The 16,960-nt window shown below is 61.1% G+C and carries 14 protein-coding genes and 5 tRNA genes; 5 read left to right on the top strand and 14 right to left on the bottom strand.

The window, feature by feature from the left end; all coding sequences use genetic code 11:
- Nucleotides 1-130: 130 nt before the first annotated feature.
- From NTD82_RS06055 to gltX, 5 genes are all read right to left on the bottom strand, one after another.
- Nucleotides 131-206, bottom strand: a tRNA-Glu gene (locus tag NTD82_RS06055).
- Nucleotides 207-250: 44 nt separating this feature from the next.
- Nucleotides 251-326, bottom strand: a tRNA-Ala gene (locus NTD82_RS06050).
- Between the two features lie 53 nt (nucleotides 327-379).
- Nucleotides 380-455 (bottom strand) — tRNA-Glu (locus tag NTD82_RS06045).
- Nucleotides 456-532: 77 nt separating this feature from the next.
- Nucleotides 533-608: transfer RNA gene (locus tag NTD82_RS06040), tRNA-Ala, on the bottom strand.
- A gap of 297 nt (nucleotides 609-905) precedes the next feature.
- Nucleotides 906-2,387: a glutamate--tRNA ligase gene (gltX, locus tag NTD82_RS06035; protein WP_262128079.1), complete on the bottom strand. Its 1,482-nt coding sequence runs from the start codon at nucleotides 2,385-2,387 to the stop codon at nucleotides 906-908.
- 143 nt (nucleotides 2,388-2,530) lie between these two features.
- On the opposite strand from gltX, the gene NTD82_RS06030 reads away from it, so the two are divergent.
- Entirely contained in the window at nucleotides 2,531-3,571 is a 1,041-nt protein-coding gene (locus tag NTD82_RS06030; protein ID WP_262128078.1) for an HlyD family secretion protein, read from the top strand.
- 49 nt (nucleotides 3,572-3,620) lie between these two features.
- On the top strand, nucleotides 3,621-5,111 hold the full coding sequence (locus NTD82_RS06025) for an MDR family MFS transporter (protein WP_175653738.1): 1,491 nt from the start codon (nucleotides 3,621-3,623) through the stop codon (nucleotides 5,109-5,111).
- A 63-nt stretch (nucleotides 5,112-5,174) separates the two neighbouring features.
- Here NTD82_RS06025 and uvrB read toward each other — a convergent pair whose 3' ends face one another.
- A complete protein-coding gene (gene uvrB, locus NTD82_RS06020) occupies nucleotides 5,175-7,190 on the bottom strand; it encodes an excinuclease ABC subunit UvrB (protein ID WP_095155627.1) in 2,016 nt (671 codons plus the stop codon).
- Nucleotides 7,191-7,486: 296 nt separating this feature from the next.
- Here uvrB and NTD82_RS06015 point away from each other — a divergent pair, with 296 nt between their 5' ends.
- Both NTD82_RS06015 and NTD82_RS06010 read left to right on the top strand, forming a co-directional pair.
- A complete protein-coding gene (locus NTD82_RS06015; protein ID WP_110972211.1) occupies nucleotides 7,487-8,683 on the top strand; it encodes an amino acid aminotransferase in 1,197 nt (398 codons plus the stop codon).
- A 64-nt stretch (nucleotides 8,684-8,747) separates the two neighbouring features.
- A tRNA-Asn gene (locus NTD82_RS06010) sits at nucleotides 8,748-8,823 on the top strand.
- Nucleotides 8,824-8,930: 107 nt separating this feature from the next.
- Here NTD82_RS06010 and NTD82_RS06005 read toward each other — a convergent pair.
- The 4 genes from NTD82_RS06005 to NTD82_RS05990 all read right to left on the bottom strand — a co-directional run bounded on the left by NTD82_RS06005 (nucleotide 8,931) and on the right by NTD82_RS05990 (nucleotide 11,913).
- On the bottom strand, nucleotides 8,931-9,491 hold the full coding sequence (locus NTD82_RS06005; protein WP_262128077.1) for a DUF1285 domain-containing protein: 561 nt from the start codon (nucleotides 9,489-9,491) through the stop codon (nucleotides 8,931-8,933).
- Between the two features lie 12 nt (nucleotides 9,492-9,503).
- Complete coding sequence (locus NTD82_RS06000; RefSeq protein WP_095155624.1) at nucleotides 9,504-10,106, bottom strand: DUF4823 domain-containing protein; 603 nt, start codon at nucleotides 10,104-10,106, stop codon at nucleotides 9,504-9,506.
- Between the two features lie 73 nt (nucleotides 10,107-10,179).
- Complete coding sequence (locus tag NTD82_RS05995; RefSeq protein ID WP_262128076.1) at nucleotides 10,180-11,148, bottom strand: GTP 3',8-cyclase MoaA; 969 nt, start codon at nucleotides 11,146-11,148, stop codon at nucleotides 10,180-10,182.
- Between the two features lie 126 nt (nucleotides 11,149-11,274).
- Nucleotides 11,275-11,913: a TetR/AcrR family transcriptional regulator gene (locus tag NTD82_RS05990; protein ID WP_042122274.1), complete on the bottom strand. Its 639-nt coding sequence runs from the start codon at nucleotides 11,911-11,913 to the stop codon at nucleotides 11,275-11,277.
- A 72-nt stretch (nucleotides 11,914-11,985) separates the two neighbouring features.
- On the opposite strand from NTD82_RS05990, the gene NTD82_RS05985 reads away from it, so the two are divergent.
- Entirely contained in the window at nucleotides 11,986-13,119 is a 1,134-nt protein-coding gene (locus tag NTD82_RS05985; protein WP_262128075.1) for an aminotransferase class V-fold PLP-dependent enzyme, read from the top strand.
- Between the two features lie 222 nt (nucleotides 13,120-13,341).
- Here NTD82_RS05985 and NTD82_RS05980 read toward each other — a convergent pair whose 3' ends face one another.
- Genes NTD82_RS05980 through mltG form a run of 4 tightly spaced genes read right to left on the bottom strand, consistent with a single transcriptional unit; the run spans nucleotide 13,342 to nucleotide 16,957 of the window.
- Entirely contained in the window at nucleotides 13,342-14,130 is a 789-nt protein-coding gene (locus NTD82_RS05980) for a TatD family hydrolase (protein WP_095155621.1), read from the bottom strand.
- Nucleotides 14,131-14,171: 41 nt separating this feature from the next.
- Nucleotides 14,172-15,158, bottom strand: coding sequence for a DNA polymerase III subunit delta' (locus NTD82_RS05975; RefSeq protein WP_262128074.1), 987 nt, complete (start codon nucleotides 15,156-15,158; stop codon nucleotides 14,172-14,174).
- Entirely contained in the window at nucleotides 15,151-15,783 is a 633-nt protein-coding gene (tmk, locus tag NTD82_RS05970; RefSeq protein WP_095155619.1) for a dTMP kinase, read from the bottom strand. Before tmk ends, NTD82_RS05975 begins: the two co-directional genes overlap by 8 nt.
- Nucleotides 15,784-15,802: 19 nt before the next feature.
- Complete coding sequence (gene mltG / locus NTD82_RS05965; protein WP_095155618.1) at nucleotides 15,803-16,957, bottom strand: endolytic transglycosylase MltG; 1,155 nt, start codon at nucleotides 16,955-16,957, stop codon at nucleotides 15,803-15,805.
- Between the last annotated feature and the right edge of the window lie 3 nt (nucleotides 16,958-16,960).

Here is a 16,960-nt window from a genome sequence, read left to right as displayed (position 1 = left end):
CATAATATTTAAAAGCAAGCCTTTTGCCCCGCCGCTTGTCGCGCACGGGGCAAAAACTTTTTTCGAGGGAAAAAACAAAAGGCTCATTCAATAAGCGAATGAGCCTTGAAATCCCGCAAAGCGGGTAAAATGGCGTCCCCTAGGGGACTCGAACCCCTGTTACCGCCGTGAAAGGGCGGTGTCCTAGGCCACTAGACGAAGGGGACTTTAAACCTTCGTAAAGATCCGTTTTCACGAATCCTGGCGGAATTGGTGGAGCTAAGCGGGATCGAACCGCTGACCTCCTGCATGCCATGCAGGCGCTCTCCCAGCTGAGCTATAGCCCCAGATTTCTAGCCTCGCGGCCCAGCGACCTCTTTCGACATCGCTTGTGTAAAACTGGCGTCCCCTAGGGGACTCGAACCCCTGTTACCGCCGTGAAAGGGCGGTGTCCTAGGCCACTAGACGAAGGGGACGCAACCCTTCTACCATCGACCGGTTCTTCGAACCGATCATGCCGGCAGTCGCTGGAATTGACTGCCAAGCTGGAAATTGGTGGAGCTAAGCGGGATCGAACCGCTGACCTCCTGCATGCCATGCAGGCGCTCTCCCAGCTGAGCTATAGCCCCACAATGTCGCTTTGAACTGAATCGCTTGGCTGGGTGCTTCGCGTTTCGTTTTCGTTCATCGCTGTGGACGGGGCGCATATTAAGTTCGGATCAAAGACCTGTCAAATATATTTTCAATAAAATTCAAAAACTTTTTCCTAGATAACAATCACTTACCTTCCTTGAGCGGAAAAAGTCCCGTGTTTTCGGGGGAATGGCGCTTCGCACCAGGGCGCAAAGCATCGCGGGGCGAACCCGCTTCCCCGGCAATACACCGGTGAAAGCAGGTTCGCCCCGCGAAAAAGGATGCGGCAGCGGTCAGGCGATAGTGCCCAGCAGCCTCTCCCATTCCTTGTTTTCTTTCTTCGAAACGCCGCCCAGCAGTTCCAGCGCCTGGCGCAAGCGATAGCGCGTCAGGTCAGGGCCGAGGATTTCCATGGCGTCGAGCACCGAAACCGAACTGGCCTGGCCGGTGATCGCGGCAAACATCAGTGGCATCGCGTCGCGCAGTTTAAGCTCCAGGGCTTCGACTACCGCCTGGATACAGCCGGTGATGCGGTCTTTTTCCCACTGACGCAGGCTTTCCAGCTTCCACAGGATCAGTTGCAGCACCTGGCGCACCTGGTCCGGAGACAGCTTCTTGTGCTCGAACAGCTTTGCATCGAGACGCAGCGCGCCTTCGAAGAAGAAGCCACCCAGCGGTGCGACCTGACTGAACGTCTCCACCCTGCCCTGCACGTGCGGCGCGATCTTCATCATGTAGTCGCTGTTGAACGCCCACTTCTGCACCCGCGCGGCGAACTCTTCCACCGGCAGGTCACGCAGCCACTGGCCGTTGAGCCAGGACAGCTTCTCGATGTCGAAGATCGGCCCGCCCAGCGATACCCGCGACAGGTCGAAGTGCTCGACCATTTCGCTCAGGGAGAACTTCTCGCGCTCGTCGGGCATCGACCAGCCCATGCGGCCCAGGTAGTTGAGCATGGCTTCCGGCATGAAGCCCATGCGCTCGTAGAAGGTGACCGACGTCGGGTTCTTGCGCTTGGACAGCTTGCTCTTGTCCGGGTTACGCAGCAGCGGCATGTAGCAAAGCTTGGGCTGTTCCCAACCGAAGTACTCGTACAGCTTGATCAGCTTGGGTGCCGACGGCAGCCACTCTTCACCGCGCAGGACGTGAGTGATGCCCATCAGGTGGTCGTCGACCACGTTCGCCAGGAAGTAGGTCGGCAGACCGTCGGTCTTCATTAGCACTTGCATGTCCATGCGATCCCACGGGATCTCGACGTCGCCACGGAGCATGTCCGGCACCACGCAGACGCCTTCACTCGGCACCTTCATGCGGATCACGTGTGGCTCGCCCGCCGCCAGGCGGCGCTGGACTTCTTCCTGGGACAGCAGCAGCGCGCGACCGTCGTAGCGCGGGGTCTCGCCGCGGGCCGTCTGCTCGGCGCGCATCTGGTCCAGCTCTTCAGCGGTGCAGAAGCACGGGAACGCGTGCCCCAGGTCGACCAGTTGCTGGGCGTACTGCTTGTAGATATCGCCCCGCTCGCTCTGCCGGTACGGGCCATGCGGGCCACCGACGTCCGGGCCTTCGCTCCACTCGATGCCCAACCAGCGCAGCGCGTCGAAAATCTGTTGTTCGGATTCGCGGGTCGAACGCAGTTGGTCGGTATCTTCGATACGCAGGATGAACTCGCCGCCGTGCTGCTTGGCAAAGCAGTAGTTGAACAGGGCGATGTAAGCGGTGCCGACGTGGGGATCGCCAGTCGGCGAAGGCGCGATGCGCGTGCGAACGGTGGTCATGAGAGTCTCGAACAAGAGATGAAACAAAGCCGGGATGTTAACAGGGAGCAGGCGCCGGGCTCCAGTAATGGGCGTGATCGCCACTTGTGCGGCTGGATCCAAAACTTGTTAAATTTGCTTACATTTTCGGAACGATCGTCCCCATGCCAGCCCAACTCAAGCGCCGCCTGCTGATTTTTCTTCTTCTGGTCCTGCTGATTTCCCTCGCGTTCTTCGCCCAGTGGTATTTCAAAGGCCGCTTCTACGAAAGCACCGACAACGCCTATGTCCAGGGGGAGATCACTCGGGTATCCAGCCAACTCGGCGCCCGCATCGACAGCGTGCTGGTGCAGGACAACCAGCACGTGAACAAAGGCGATCTGCTGGTGCGCCTGGAAGGTGACGACTTCCAGTTTGCCGTCGAACGCGCCCGCGCCACCCTCGCGACCCGCGAGGCCGAGCGCTTGCAGGCCGACAGCCGGCTGACCCAGCAATCCAGCCTGATCGCCGCCGGCCAGGCCCAGGTTTCCGCCAACCAGGCCACCCTGGGTCGCACGCAACTGGACTTGAACCGCGCCCAGGCCCTGCGCAAGCCGGGCTTCGTGTCCGAGGAGCGAGTGACCACCCTTTCCGCCGAAAGCAACGTCGCCCGCTCCCAGGTGAACAAGGCCCAGGCCGATCTGCAGGGCCAGCGCCAGCAGGTCAGCGCACTGGAAGCCGAACTCAAGCGCCTTGATGCGCAGATCGCCACAGCCCGCACCGACCTGGCCCAAGCCGAGCTGAACCTGACCCGCAGCGAAATCCACGCGCCGATCAGCGGCATGGTCGGCCAGCGCTCCGCTCGCGATGGCCAATATGTGCAGGCCGGCGCCTACCTGCTGTCGATCGTTCCTGACGAGGACATCTGGGTCCAGGCCAACTTCAAGGAAACTCAGATCGGCAGGATGCAGCCCGGCCTGCGCGCCGAACTGGTGTTCGACAGCTACCCGGACACGCCGATCGAAGGCCGCGTGGACAGTCTGTTCGCCGCTTCCGGCGCGCAGTTCAGCCTGCTGCCGCCAGACAACGCCACCGGTAACTTCACCAAGGTCGTACAACGTATTCCGGTGAAGCTGACCTTCGCCGCCGATAACCCACTGCATGGCCGGATCCGCCCCGGCATGTCGGTCACCGCCACCGTCGATCTGCGTAGCGATGGCCGGTGATCAACTGATCCGTCCCGTCGGCGAACCGAGCCGGCGCGACTGGATTGCCGTGATGAGCGTGATGCTCGGTGCCTTCATGGCGGTGCTGGACATCCAGATCACCAACTCGTCGCTCAAGGACATTCAAGGCGCGCTGTCAGCGACGCTGGAAGAAGGCTCGTGGATTTCGACCTCGTACCTTGTAGCCGAAATCATCATGATTCCGCTCACCGCCTGGCTGGTGCAGTTACTCTCGGCCCGGCGACTGGCGGTGTGGGTGTCCCTCGGCTTCCTGGCTTCCTCGTTGTTGTGCTCGATGGCCTGGAACCTGGAGAGCATGATCATCTTCCGCGCCATGCAGGGCTTTACCGGCGGGGCATTGATCCCGCTGGCCTTCACCCTGACCCTGATCAAGCTGCCCGAGCACCATCGCGCCAAGGGCATGGCGATGTTTGCCATGACCGCGACCTTCGCGCCCTCGATCGGTCCGACACTGGGAGGTTGGCTGACAGAAAACTGGGGCTGGGAGTACATCTTCTACATCAACATCCCACCCGGCCTGATCATGATCGCCGGCTTGCTTTATGGCCTGGAGAAGAAGGAAGCTCACTGGGAGTTGCTGAAAAGCACCGATTACGCCGGCATCGTCACCCTCGGCGTGGGCCTGGGTTGCCTGCAGGTGTTTCTTGAAGAAGGGCATCGCAAGGACTGGCTGGAATCGAGCCTGATCGTCGGCCTGGGCAGTATCGCCGTGGTCAGCCTGATCACCTTCGTGATCCTGCAGTTGTCCAAGCCGAACCCGCTGATCAACCTGCGCATCCTCAAGAACCGTAATTTCGGCCTGTCGAGCATTGCCAGCCTGGGGATGGGCGTAGGGCTGTATGGCTCGATCTATCTGCTGCCGCTGTACCTGGCGCAGATCCAGAACTACAACGCGCTGCAGATCGGCGAAGTGATCATGTGGATGGGCATCCCGCAGTTATTCCTGATTCCGCTGGTGCCGCAATTGATGAAGGTGATTTCGCCGAAGATCCTCTGCGCCCTGGGCTTTGGTCTCTTTGGCCTGGCCAGCTTCAGCTCCGGGGTGCTCAATCCGGATTTCGCCGGCAGCCAGTTCAACCATATCCAGATCATCCGCGCCCTTGGCCAGCCGATGATCATGGTGACCATCTCGCTGATTGCCACGGCGTACATCCAGCCGCAGGACGCCGGCTCCGCGTCGAGCCTGTTCAACATCCTGCGCAACCTGGGCGGCGCGATCGGCATCGCCCTGCTGGCAACCCTGCTGGACGCTCGGGCCAAGACCTATTTCGACTATTTGCGGGAATCGGTGGTGCCGACCAACCCGCAAGTCGCGGAACGGCTGGCATTGCTGACGGAGAAGCTGGGCAGCGAGGCTGCTGCGCTCGGCAAGCTGAGCGAAATCGTCCATCAGCAGGCGCTGATCATGGCCTACAACGATGCCTTCCATTTCGTTGGGATCGGCCTGGCGATCAGCATGGTGGCGGTCGTATTGACCCGGAAATTGCCGCAGGGCTTGAAGGCCGGAGAAGCGCACTGACCTGATCGCTGGCAAGCGGAGCACCGCTTGCCAGCGACTTGGCCGTCATGAGCGACAGAAACGTCACACGGTAAGCAAGCGCTCACGCAACTGGGTGATCTCATCACGCATCTGTGCCGCCGCCTCGAACTCCAAGTCCCGTGCCAACTGGTACATCTTCTCTTCAAGCTGCTTGATTCGCTTGGCGATCTCGCCCGGCGAACGCAGCTCGGCTTCGTAGCGAGCGCTCTCCTCCGCGGCCTTGGCCATGCCTTTGCGCTTCTTGCTGCGCGAGCCCGGCACATTGGCGCCTTCGAGGATGTCTGTGATGTCCTTGACCACGCCTTTGGGCACGATGCCGTTGGCCAGGTTGAAGGCGACCTGCTTCTCGCGGCGGCGCTCCGTCTCATCGATCGCGCGCTGCATCGAGCCGGTCATGCGGTCGGCGTACAGGATCGCCCGGCCATTGAGGTTACGCGCCGCCCGGCCGATGGTCTGGATCAGCGAGCGCTCGGACCGCAGGAAGCCCTCTTTGTCGGCATCAAGGATCGCCACCAGCGACACCTCCGGCATGTCCAGGCCCTCACGCAGCAGGTTGATCCCCACCAGCACGTCGAAGGTGCCCAGGCGCAGGTCGCGGATGATTTCGACGCGCTCCACCGTATCGATATCCGAGTGCAGGTAGCGCACCCGCACATCGTGGTCGGCCAGGTAGTCGGTCAAGTCCTCGGCCATGCGTTTGGTCAGGGTGGTGACCAGCACCCGCTCTTCCACGGCCACACGCTTGCGGATCTCCGACAGCAGATCGTCGACCTGGGTCAGCGCCGGGCGAATTTCCACTTGCGGGTCGACCAGGCCGGTCGGCCGCACCACCTGCTCCACCACTCGGCCGGCATGCTCGGCCTCGTAAACCCCGGGCGTGGCGGAAACAAAGATGGTCTGTGGGCTGACGCTCTCCCACTCGTCGAAGCGCATGGGCCGGTTGTCCAGCGCCGACGGCAGGCGGAATCCGTACTCAACCAGGGTTTCCTTGCGCGAGCGGTCGCCTTTGTACATCGCCCCGACCTGCGGAACGCTGACGTGGGATTCGTCGATCACCAGCAGCGCATCGGGCGGCAGGTAGTCGTAGAGGGTTGGCGGCGGCGCCCCGGCCGGACGCCCGGAGAGGTAGCGCGAGTAGTTTTCGATGCCGTTGCAGTAGCCCAGTTCGAGGATCATCTCCAGGTCGAAACGGGTCCGCTGCTCCAGGCGCTGGGCTTCCACCAGCTTGTTGGCCTTGTGCAGGTATTCCAGGCGGTCCTTGAGTTCTTCCTTGATCCCCTCCACCGCGCCGAGCAGGGTTTCCCGCGGGGTGACGTAGTGGCTTTTCGGGTAGAAGGTGAATCGCGCCAGCTTGCGGATCACCTCGCCGGTCAACGGATCGAAGGCGGAGAGGCTTTCCACTTCATCGTCGAACAGCTCGATGCGGATCGCCTCCAGATCGGATTCGGCGGGATACACATCGATCACATCGCCGCGCACCCGGAAGGTCGCACGGGCAAAATCCATCTCGTTGCGGGTGTATTGCAGGTCGGCCAGACGGCGCAACAGGGCGCGCTGGTCGAGTTTGTCGCCACGGTCCACGTGCAGGACCATCTTCAGGTAGGTTTCCGGGCTGCCCAGACCGTAAATGCAGGAAACGGTGGTGACGATGATCGCATCGCGCCGCTCCAGCAACGCCTTGGTCGCCGACAGTCGCATCTGCTCGATGTGATCGTTGATCGAGGCGTCCTTCTCGATGAAGGTGTCGGACGACGGTACGTAGGCTTCCGGCTGGTAGTAGTCGTAGTAGGAAACGAAATACTCGACCGAGTTGTTCGGGAAGAACGCCTTGAACTCGCCGTAGAGCTGCGCTGCCAGGGTCTTGTTCGGCGCCAGCACCAGGGTCGGGCGCTGCACCTGAGCGATCACGTTGGCGATGCTGAAGGTCTTGCCCGAACCGGTCACACCCAGCAGGGTCTGGTGCGCCAGCCCGGCTTCGATGCCCTCGACCATCAGGCGGATGGCTTCCGGCTGGTCGCCGGCCGGCTGGAAACGGGTGACGAGCTGAAACTCGGACATGACGAACCCCTGGTTAAGTGCGAATACAGGTAACTGTATTTTTAGACAGTACTTATACCCAATTGAAGGCGCCCTACGCCAGTTTCAACCCAGCGCGCAGTGCATTTCCTACTGTTGACTGAAGGATTCGACTAACGGTCGAAAAATATTCCCACAAACAGCAGGAAAAGCTGCGGCAGACTGTCGCCGTGACCGGTCGGTATCACTATACTGACTCCCCGTTTGTGCACCGCTCTAGTGCATTCGGCTGGAGCGTGCAAACCCTACTCACCCTCCAATTCAGAGCCAAGGTAATAATGAGCCTGTTTTCCGCTGTCGAGCTGGCACCACGCGATCCCATTCTGGGCCTCAACGAAGCATTCAACGCCGATCCACGTACCAACAAGGTCAACCTGGGCGTAGGCGTCTACTGCAACGAAGAAGGACGCATCCCACTGCTGCGTGCGGTCATCGAAGCCGAAACCCAACGTGCTGCACAGCACGCTTCCCGCGGTTACCTGCCAATCGACGGTATCGCTGCCTACGACCAGGCTGTTCAGAAACTGCTGTTCGGTGCCGAGTCTCCACTGCTGGCCGAAGGCCGTGTGGTGACCGTTCAAGCCGTCGGCGGTACTGGCGCACTGAAAATTGGTGCCGACTTCCTCAAGCAACTGTCGCCGAACGCCGTCGTCGCCATCAGCGACCCGAGCTGGGAAAACCACCGCGCCCTGTTCGAAACCGCCGGTTTCCCGGTGCAGAACTATCGCTACTACGACGCGCCGAGCAACGACGTCAACCGCTCCGGCATGCTGGAAGACCTGAACGAGCTGCCAGCCGGTTCGATCATCGTCCTGCACGCTTGCTGCCATAACCCGACCGGTGTGGACCTGAGCCTGGCGGACTGGAAAAACGTCCTGGAAGTCATCAAGGCCAAGGGTCACGTTCCATTCCTGGACATGGCTTACCAGGGCTTTGGCGACGGCATTGCCGAAGACGCCTTCGCGGTACGCCTGTTCGCCGAGTCGGGCCTGGACTTCTTCGTTTCCAGCTCGTTCTCCAAGTCGTTCTCGCTGTATGGCGAGCGTGTCGGTGCCCTGTCGATCGTCACCAGCGCCAAGGAAGAAAGCACTCGCGTGCTGTCCCAGGTCAAACGCGTGATCCGCACCACCTACTCCAACCCGCCAACCCACGGTGCCAGCATCGTCGCCGCGGTACTGAACAGCGCCGAGCTGCGTCAGATGTGGGAAACCGAACTGGGTGAAATGCGCGGCCGCATCCACGGCATGCGCAAGCAGATGGTCGAACTGCTGGCTGAATACGGCGCCAAGCGTGACTTCAGCTTCGTCGGTCGCCAACGCGGCATGTTCTCCTACTCCGGCCTGAGCGTTGAGCAGGTTACCCGTCTGAAGGACGAGTACGGCATCTACGCGCTGGACACTGGCCGCATCTGCGTTGCCACGCTGAACCAGAGCAATATTCACGTCGTCACCAAGGCGATTGTCGAAGTTCTGTAAAAATCACTGATTGCCAAAGGGAGGCTTGACTTCCCTTTAGCAATCAGTAAGATACGCCACAGATTCCGCGATAGCTCAGTTGGTAGAGCAAATGACTGTTAATCATTGGGTCCCTGGTTCGAGTCCAGGTCGTGGAGCCAAATACTGAAAACCTCCAGATGCGCAAGCACTGGAGGTTTTTTCATTTCCGGCCGAAAAGTTTTATTGGCAGGCCTGGCGCCCGCCACCGCGGACGCCCACCTCAGGTTCATTCCTTGCCGATGGGGTAGAACACCCCTGAACTCCACACACCCAGCCACGCCTCGCCGTCGATCTCCCGGGTGACCGCCAGATCCACCAGCTCATAAAACACATTGCGATGGATCAGCGCTTCGAGATTGGCGCGCATGTGCACGTAGGGCGAAGGCTCCTGAGTTACAGGATCGATGATGAAGCGCAACGGATGCTCGGGGCCGGCCTCGACCCGGTCCTCGACATTGCTGGTGAAACACAGCACCTGCTGCTCCCCGCGGCCTTGCACCTCGAGACTTACCGCGACGAACGGCGCGTCATCCACCGTGATGCCCACCTTTTCCACCGGCGTCACCAGGAAATAATCATCACCGTTCCGGCGAATGATGGTGGAAAACAGCCGCACCATAGGTTTGCGGCCAATGGGCGTCCCCAGGTAGAACCAGGTACCGTCACGGGCGATGCGCATGTCGATATCGCCGCAGAAGTCCGGATTCCACAGGTGGACGGGCGGCAAGCCCTTTTCCGCCTGGGGAATCTGCGCCAACAGGTCGTTGGCCTTGCCCGTGTCAGCCATTGTTCGTAGTCCTCAGCGACCCAGACCCAGAAGCGAGCGAGCATAGTTCTCGAGCGGCGGGCCGAGCAAATCTTCCGGCTTGTTGTCGTGGAACGTCAGCAATCCGCCACGACTGCGAATTCTCGCCGTATCGATCAGGTAGCGGGTGCTGGTCTCGATAAGCATCATCTGCACAACACCGGTATCGACACCGAGGCGGTCGACCGCCTGCTCGTCATACCATTCGTCGCCGTTGCCGATACGGTTGTCCGCCTTGGCGAAGCGGGTGTAGAGCAGATAATGCGCTCCCACCGCACGCGCCTCGGTCAGCGCCTGTTCGAGGCCGATCGGCCCCTGGGCACGACGCACCAGCGGGAAGTATTCGATGAAGCCCTTGAAGGCCTCCTCCGCCACCACGTTTGGCCGCGGATAGGCACCACCCGGCGGGACGAATGCGCCCTGGGCGATGAAAATGAACGAGTCAGGCTGCAAACGCAGCGACATCGAACGCTGGGTATCGCTGTGATCAAGCAGACCGGCGTCGCTCATGTGGTAACGGGCGCCCTCACCCATGTCGCTGACATTCATGCAGCCACCCAGCGCCATCAGCGCTATCAGCAGAACCAGGCTACGCATCTTTCCTCCAGGAGCCGGCGACGGAAAACCGGCGAACAGCCCGCTGATGCAGATTTTGCGCCAGCTTGCCGAGCTAGCCGCCGATGATTTTCATCACTGTGGCGCCACCGGAGAAGGCAACGCTCTGCTTGTCGCCCAGCGCCTTGACCAACAGCCCTTGCAACGCCGGCAGGGCCTGATGGCGCGGCTGGTCGAGCAGGTCGCCAATGAAATGTCGATTGCTCGACGACAGGCAACCATGAAGCCAGCCGGTGGAGGACAGACGCAGCCGTGAGCAGGTCCGGCAGAAAGGCACGCTTTCATTGGCGATCACACCGAAGACGCCCCGCCCCGGAACCCGATAACGCAGCGCGGTGGCATCGATCGGCGCCTCGGCCTGGGCGTACTCGTAGCGCTCGCCGATGATTTGCAGCAGTTGCTCAAGGCCGACGAACTGCTGCAGGAACATATTGTTGTCCTTGGCCAGGTGGCCCATTCGCATCAGCTCGATGAAGCGCAACTCGTAGCCATGCTCCAGGCAGAAATCCAGCAGCGGCAAGACCTGATCGAGGTTCTGTCCGCGCAGCGGCACCATGTTGACCTTGATCTTCATGCCTGTCGCCGCCGCTTGGGTCATGCCATCCAGCACACTGGCCAGGTCGCCACCACGGGAGATGCTCCGGAAGGCGCTAGCGTCGAGGGTATCGAGGGAGACATTGAGTCGGCGGATGCCGGTTTCGCAAAGCAGGGGAAGCTTGCGCGCCAGGAGTTGGCCGTTTGTGGTGAGGCTGATGTCGTCCAGGCCGAATCCGGCGACCGTCTTGAGGAAGGCTTCCAGCTTGGGGCTGACCAGTGGCTCGCCACCGGTTACCCGCAGACGCTCGATGCCAGCGGCCTCGATCAGGTAAGCCACGCCGCGAGCCAAGGCCTCGGCAGACAGCTCGTCCTGGGCGGCGACCAGTCGTTTCCCATCAGGCACGCAATAAGTGCACGCGTAATTGCAGGCGGCGGTAAGGCTGACACGCAAATTGCGAAAACGCCTGCCTTGACGGTCGACGATCATGGAAAACTCCGGCATGGATGAATCGGGCTCGCGAAACCTGACTCATAAATCAGGTTTTTGCAAGCCTCACACCCAAAGTATATTCCCGCCCTGTCGCGCCCAGTAGCATTGTGTCGCAAACGGCTATCAGCTAGCAGAAGGCTCCGGATCGCGTTTGCGCTTGTTGCCCATGCGCACGCCGATATCCATGAGGAACTGGAAGAAACCTTCCTGATCTTCCAGGACGTTGCTCCAGAACGGCGAGTGGTAGAGCGCCACGGCACCGTGCACCAGCGCCCAGGCGGCGCAGTAGTGGAAGTACGGCGGTACGTCTTCCAGCTTGCCTTCGCTGATGCGCCCCTTGATCAGCAGGGTCAGGCGATCGAAGTTCGAGGCACGGATCTTGTGCAACTCCTCGACCATGTCCGGAACCTGATGCCCCTTGACCACCTTTTCTTCAAGGCGATCGAACAACCGGTAGCGCTGTGGATCACGCATGCGGAATTCGAAATAGGCACGCGACAAGGCTTCCTTGTCACGGTCGACGTCGGCGGAGTGCAGCAATTGGTTCAAATCGCGCTCATAGTCGAGCATCAGGCGCAGGTAGATCTCCGCCTTGGATTTGAAGTGCTTGTAGATCGTGCCTTTGCCGATACCCACTGCATCAGCGATCATCTCGACGGTGACGCTGTCTTCACCCTGTTCGAGAAACAGCTTGAGTGCGGTATCGAGAATTTCTTGCTCACGGCGACGAAACTCACGGACCTTACGAGGTTCTTTCTGCATAAGAAGGACTGGATCAAAATCGAAGCCAAGTATTATGCCTAACTTGCGCCAAAATGCACGGATCATCCAACCATGTCTACGTTTCCTGAAGAGTTCGAACAGGCCCCGGGCCTGCGTTACCTGAATCACGCGGCCGTCGCACCCTGGCCGAAACGCGCCAGCGAGGCGGTCAGCCGCTTCGCCCGGGAAAACGTTTGGCTGGGCGCCCGCGACTACCCGGAGTGGATGCTCATGGAGCAGCGTCTGCGCGAGCGCCTGCAGCGCCTGATCAATGCCCCCTCCACCGACGACATCGCACTGGTCAAGAACACGTCCGAGGCGTTGTCCTTCGTGGCCTTTGGACTGGATTGGCAGTCAGGCGACCAGATCGTCATCAGCAACGAAGAATTCCCGTCCAACCGCATCGTCTGGGAGGCCTTGGCGAGCCAAGGCGTCGAAGTGGTCCAGGCCGATCTCAAGGGTGACGATCCGGAAGCCGCACTGCTGGCCGCCTGCGGACCACAAACCCGACTGATGTCGATCAGCTCGGTGCAGTTCGCCAGCGGTCTGCGCATGGACCTGGTGCGCCTCGGCCAAGGCTGCCGCGAGCGCGGCGTGCTGTTTTGTGTCGACGCTATCCAGCAGATCGGCGCCCTGCCCTTCGATGCGCAGGCCTGCCAGTGCGACTTCGCCATGGCCGATGGCCACAAATGGATGCTCGGCCCGGAAGGCCTGGGGATGTTCTACTGCCGTGCCGAGGTTCGCCCGCAACTGAAGCTCAGCGAATATGGCTGGCACATGCTGGAACACATGGGCGACTACAACCGCACCACCTGGGAACCCGCTCAAAGCGCCCGGCGTTTCGAATGCGGCAGTCCGAACATGCTCGGCGCCGCAGCGCTCGAAGCCAGCCTTTCATTGCTTGAAGAAGTGGGGATGGAACAGGTCGCTGCCGCTATCGCAGAACGCGTGCGCTGGCTGCACGACGGACTCGGCGCGATCCCCGGCGTGCGCTTGCACAGCCCACAGGATCCGGCTCGCCGCGCCGGCATCGTGTCTTTCAGCATCGATGGCGTGGACAACGCGGAGGTTCATCGGCAATTGAAGGAAAATCAGGTGGTATGTATCCCGCGCGGCATGGGGGTGCGTTTTTCCCCACATTTCTACACCGAACGCCGCGTAATCGACGAAACATTGGCAATAGTACGAGAAATTGCAGAGCGATGAGTGCTCAGCAGCGACGGGCGTATTCCAAATCTGTTTAAAAAACGAGCAGTTGCTGCTGGAAGCCTATCAATCCTGATTAATACTTGAACTGTCGGTGTGGCACATCCCCCCAAGTGTCGCACCGATAAAGGTGATCATGGAGTGTTCGCCTTTGTTTACTCCTAATGGTCTTAACCCGGATTCCCCCCCAGAACCCGGGTTTTTTTTGCCCGCGCGCCGGGCTCAGCCCTGCCGCACCCGGGCCAGCGGGAACAGCCGACGGAAATTTTCGGTGGTCTGGGCGGCCAATTGCTCATAACGCTCGCCGCGAACCAGGGCGATAAACTCGGCAACATCCCGGACGTATTCCGGCAGATTCGGCTTGCCCCGATGCGGAATGGGCGCCAGGTAGGGCGAGTCGGTTTCCACCAGCAGGCGATCGGCAGGAACCTGGCGAGCAACATCCCGCAAGGCGTCGGCGTTACGGAACGTGACAATCCCCGACAACGAGATGTAATAGCCCAGGTCCAGCGCCGCACGCGCCATCTCCCAATCCTCGGTGAAACAGTGCAGCACTCCGGCCTGTGGCAGTGCCGCCTCGCGCAGCAGTGCCAGGGTGTCCGCCCGCGCTGCACGGGTGTGGATAACTACAGGTTTGCCGGTGATGCGTGCGGCGTCCAGATGCAGTCGGAACGACGCTTGCTGCAACTCTGCCGCCTCCGGCTCGTAGTGATAATCCAGCCCGGTCTCGCCAATCGCGACGACATTGGGATGGTTCAGCTCCTGCAACAGCCAGTCCAGTGCCGGCGCCTCCCCCGGCGCCAGGTCCAGCGGATGGATACCCACCGAACAATCGACATCTTCGTAGCGCTCTGCCAGCGCCTTGACCTGGGCCGCGTTGTCGGCACTCACCCCGATGCAGAGAAAATGCCCCACCCCACGGGCCCGCGCGGCGGCCAGCGCGGCATCCAGGGAGCCGTCATGGGCGGAAAGGTCAAGGCGATCGAGGTGACAATGGGAATCTACGAGCATGGCGAAATGACAACACTGAAAGGGATTGGAAACGCGGCTGATCAGCGCTGACCCGGCAGCATGGCCCAGGAGGCCAGCAGCGCTTCGAGTAACAGCACGCGATTGAGGTTGGCTTTGGACAGGACTTTCTGCCGCTGGGCGAGAATCCAGTCCTGAATGTCCAGCACCTTGGCCTGCGAACTCTTCTGCGCCATGTACTGCACCACTTTGCGCATATCGGCCAAGCCAAGGCCGTCTTCATCCTGGGTCAACTGATAGCGCAGGATCAGGTTCGACCAGTCGCAGAACCAGTCAAAAAGATGCAACAGGGAAATGGCATTCCAGGATTCGGCAAGCTGGGTCGGGGATTGCTGTTGCTTGAGCAGCTTCTTCACCCCTTCGACCACCTGCGCCCGATGCTCACGCACACCCTGCGCCTGCAGGCTGACGGCCATCAACGGGGAGCCAGCGGCCAGACTCAGCAGCTCAGCGCGCTCCTGCTCATCGCAATCCGGTAGCGCCGAGGCCAGCCATGCGAGGCTCTGCGCTTCGCCCGGCTGGGGGCAGGCCACTTGCTGGCAGCGACTCTTGATCGTAGGCAGCAGGCGGCTTGGCTGATGAGTGACCAGCAACAGCACGGTATTGCCCGAAGGTTCTTCGAGGCTCTTGAGCAAGGCATTGGCGGCATTCACGTTCATCGCTTCGACCGGCTCGATCAGCACCAGTTTGCGTCCGCCCAATTGGGCGGTCTGGGTGACGAAGCCGACCAGGTCACGAACCTGATCCACCTTGATAGGCTTGTCCGCTTCTTCCGGCTCCAGCACGTAGTTGTCCGGATGGCTACCCGCGGCCAGCAACATGCAAGACTTGCACTGTCCACAGGCCTGCAACGACTCCGGCCGCTGGCACAACAGCAGCGCCATCAGACGCTCGGCCAGCGCTCGCTTGCCGATACCCTGCGGGCCATGCAGCAGATAGGCATGGGCATGACGGCTGCGTCCGGCAAGCTGCTGCCAGAGCGTCGCCTGCCACGGATAGGCCTCAGCCACGGCAACGCTCCACGATCTGCCCGACCAGGCCATCCAGCGACTGCTGAACCTGAACCAGCGGCTGCGCCGCGTCGATCAGGCGATAACGCTGAGGATCCGCCTTGGCGCGATCGAGATAGGCCTGACGCACTGCCTGGAAAAAGTCCTGCCCTTCCTGCTCGAAACGGTCCAGACGCCCCCGCGCGGCAGCGCGGGACAGGCCCACTTCCACCGGCAGGTCGAACAACAGGGTCAGGTCCGGCTGCAAGCCACCCTGGACAAACTGTTCCAGCATCGCGATGCGCTCGACGCTCAGACCGCGGCCACCGCCCTGATAGGCATAGGTGGCATCGGTAAAGCGATCGCACAGAACAACGGCGCCACGCGCCAACGCCGGGCGAATCACCTCGGCCAGATGCTGGGCCCGGGCCGCAAACACCAGCAACAGCTCGGTATCGGCGTTCATTTTCTCGTCGCTGGGGGCCAGCAACAGCTCGCGAATCCGCTCGGCCAGTGGCGTACCGCCAGGCTCACGGGTCAGCACCACATCCAGACCCTGGTCGCGCAGGTGCCCGGCCAGATAGTCACGGTTGGTGCTCTTGCCCGCGCCTTCCGGACCTTCCAGGGTAATAAACAAACCGCTCACAAGCCGTCCTCGTTAGTGTTCATTGCGAAGGAGATTCGCCAGTGGCAGGCGCCTCGACCGGTGCCGCCGGGGCATCCGCCGGCTCGGCAGGCGCGTCCTGTTGTTCAGTGGGCGCCGACTGCTCGTTGCCATTTGCCGGCTGAGGTGCCGGGCTGGAGCGATAGTCCGCGCGACGCTTGAGCTGATACTCGCGGACCGCCGAATTGTGCGCATCCAGATCATCGGAGAACACATGACTGCCATCGCCACGGGCAACAAAGTACAGGCTACTTCCCGACGCGGGGTTGAGTGCCGCATGAATCGCCTCGCGGCCGACCATGGCGATCGGCGTCGGCGGCAGCCCGGGAATCACATAGGTGTTGTAGGGCGTGGACTCACGCAGGTCGGCACGGGTGATCTTGCCGTTATAGCGCTCACCCATGCCGTAGATGACTGTCGGATCGGTCTGCAGCAGCATGCCGATGCGCATCCGCCGGACAAACACACCGGCAATCTGCCCGCGCTCCTGCGCAACGCCGGTTTCCTTCTCAACCAGCGATGCCATGATCAGCGCCTGATAAGGATCGCGATAAGGCAGATCAGCGGGACGCTCGGCCCACTCCTTCGCCAGGACTTCTTCCAGACGGGCGTAAGCCTGCTGCAGCAGCTCTTCGTCCGTCATGCCGCGAACGAACTTGTAGGTATCCGGGAAGAACCGGCCTTCAGGGAAAACAGCGGGATGCCCCAGGCGATCCATCACTTCGCTGTCACTCAGGCCGTCGAGGGTGTGCTTGATCTTGTCATGCTTTGCCAGCGCGGAGCGCACCTGACGGAAGGTCCAGCCCTCGACCAGGGTCAGGTTGTATTGCACGACGTCGCCACGCCGCCAATCTTCGAAGAGGTCGCTGACAGTCATGCCGGGTGTCATCCGGTATTCACCGGTGTGCAGCGGCACGCCCGCCATGTTGAAGCGCCAGTAGAGGCGCAACCAGAACGCGTCATCGATCAGGCCGCTGTTTTCCATGCGATAGAACATGCGATTGGGGTTGGTGCCCGTGGGGACATCCAGCAACTGCTCGCCGGACAGGTGCAGCGGCTGCTTCACCGCTGAACTGACTTTCCAGGCGGAATACCCAAGCACCAGGCCGGCCAGGATCAGACCGATCTCCAGCAACAGCAACAATTTACGTCTCACGAA

The organism is Pseudomonas sp. 5P_5.1_Bac1, assembly GCF_025466015.1.
In the GTDB taxonomy this organism is placed as follows: domain Bacteria; phylum Pseudomonadota; class Gammaproteobacteria; order Pseudomonadales; family Pseudomonadaceae; genus Aquipseudomonas.
The sequence above is the reverse complement of the archived record's forward strand: the minus strand, read 5'-3'. Positions and strand labels throughout refer to the sequence as shown.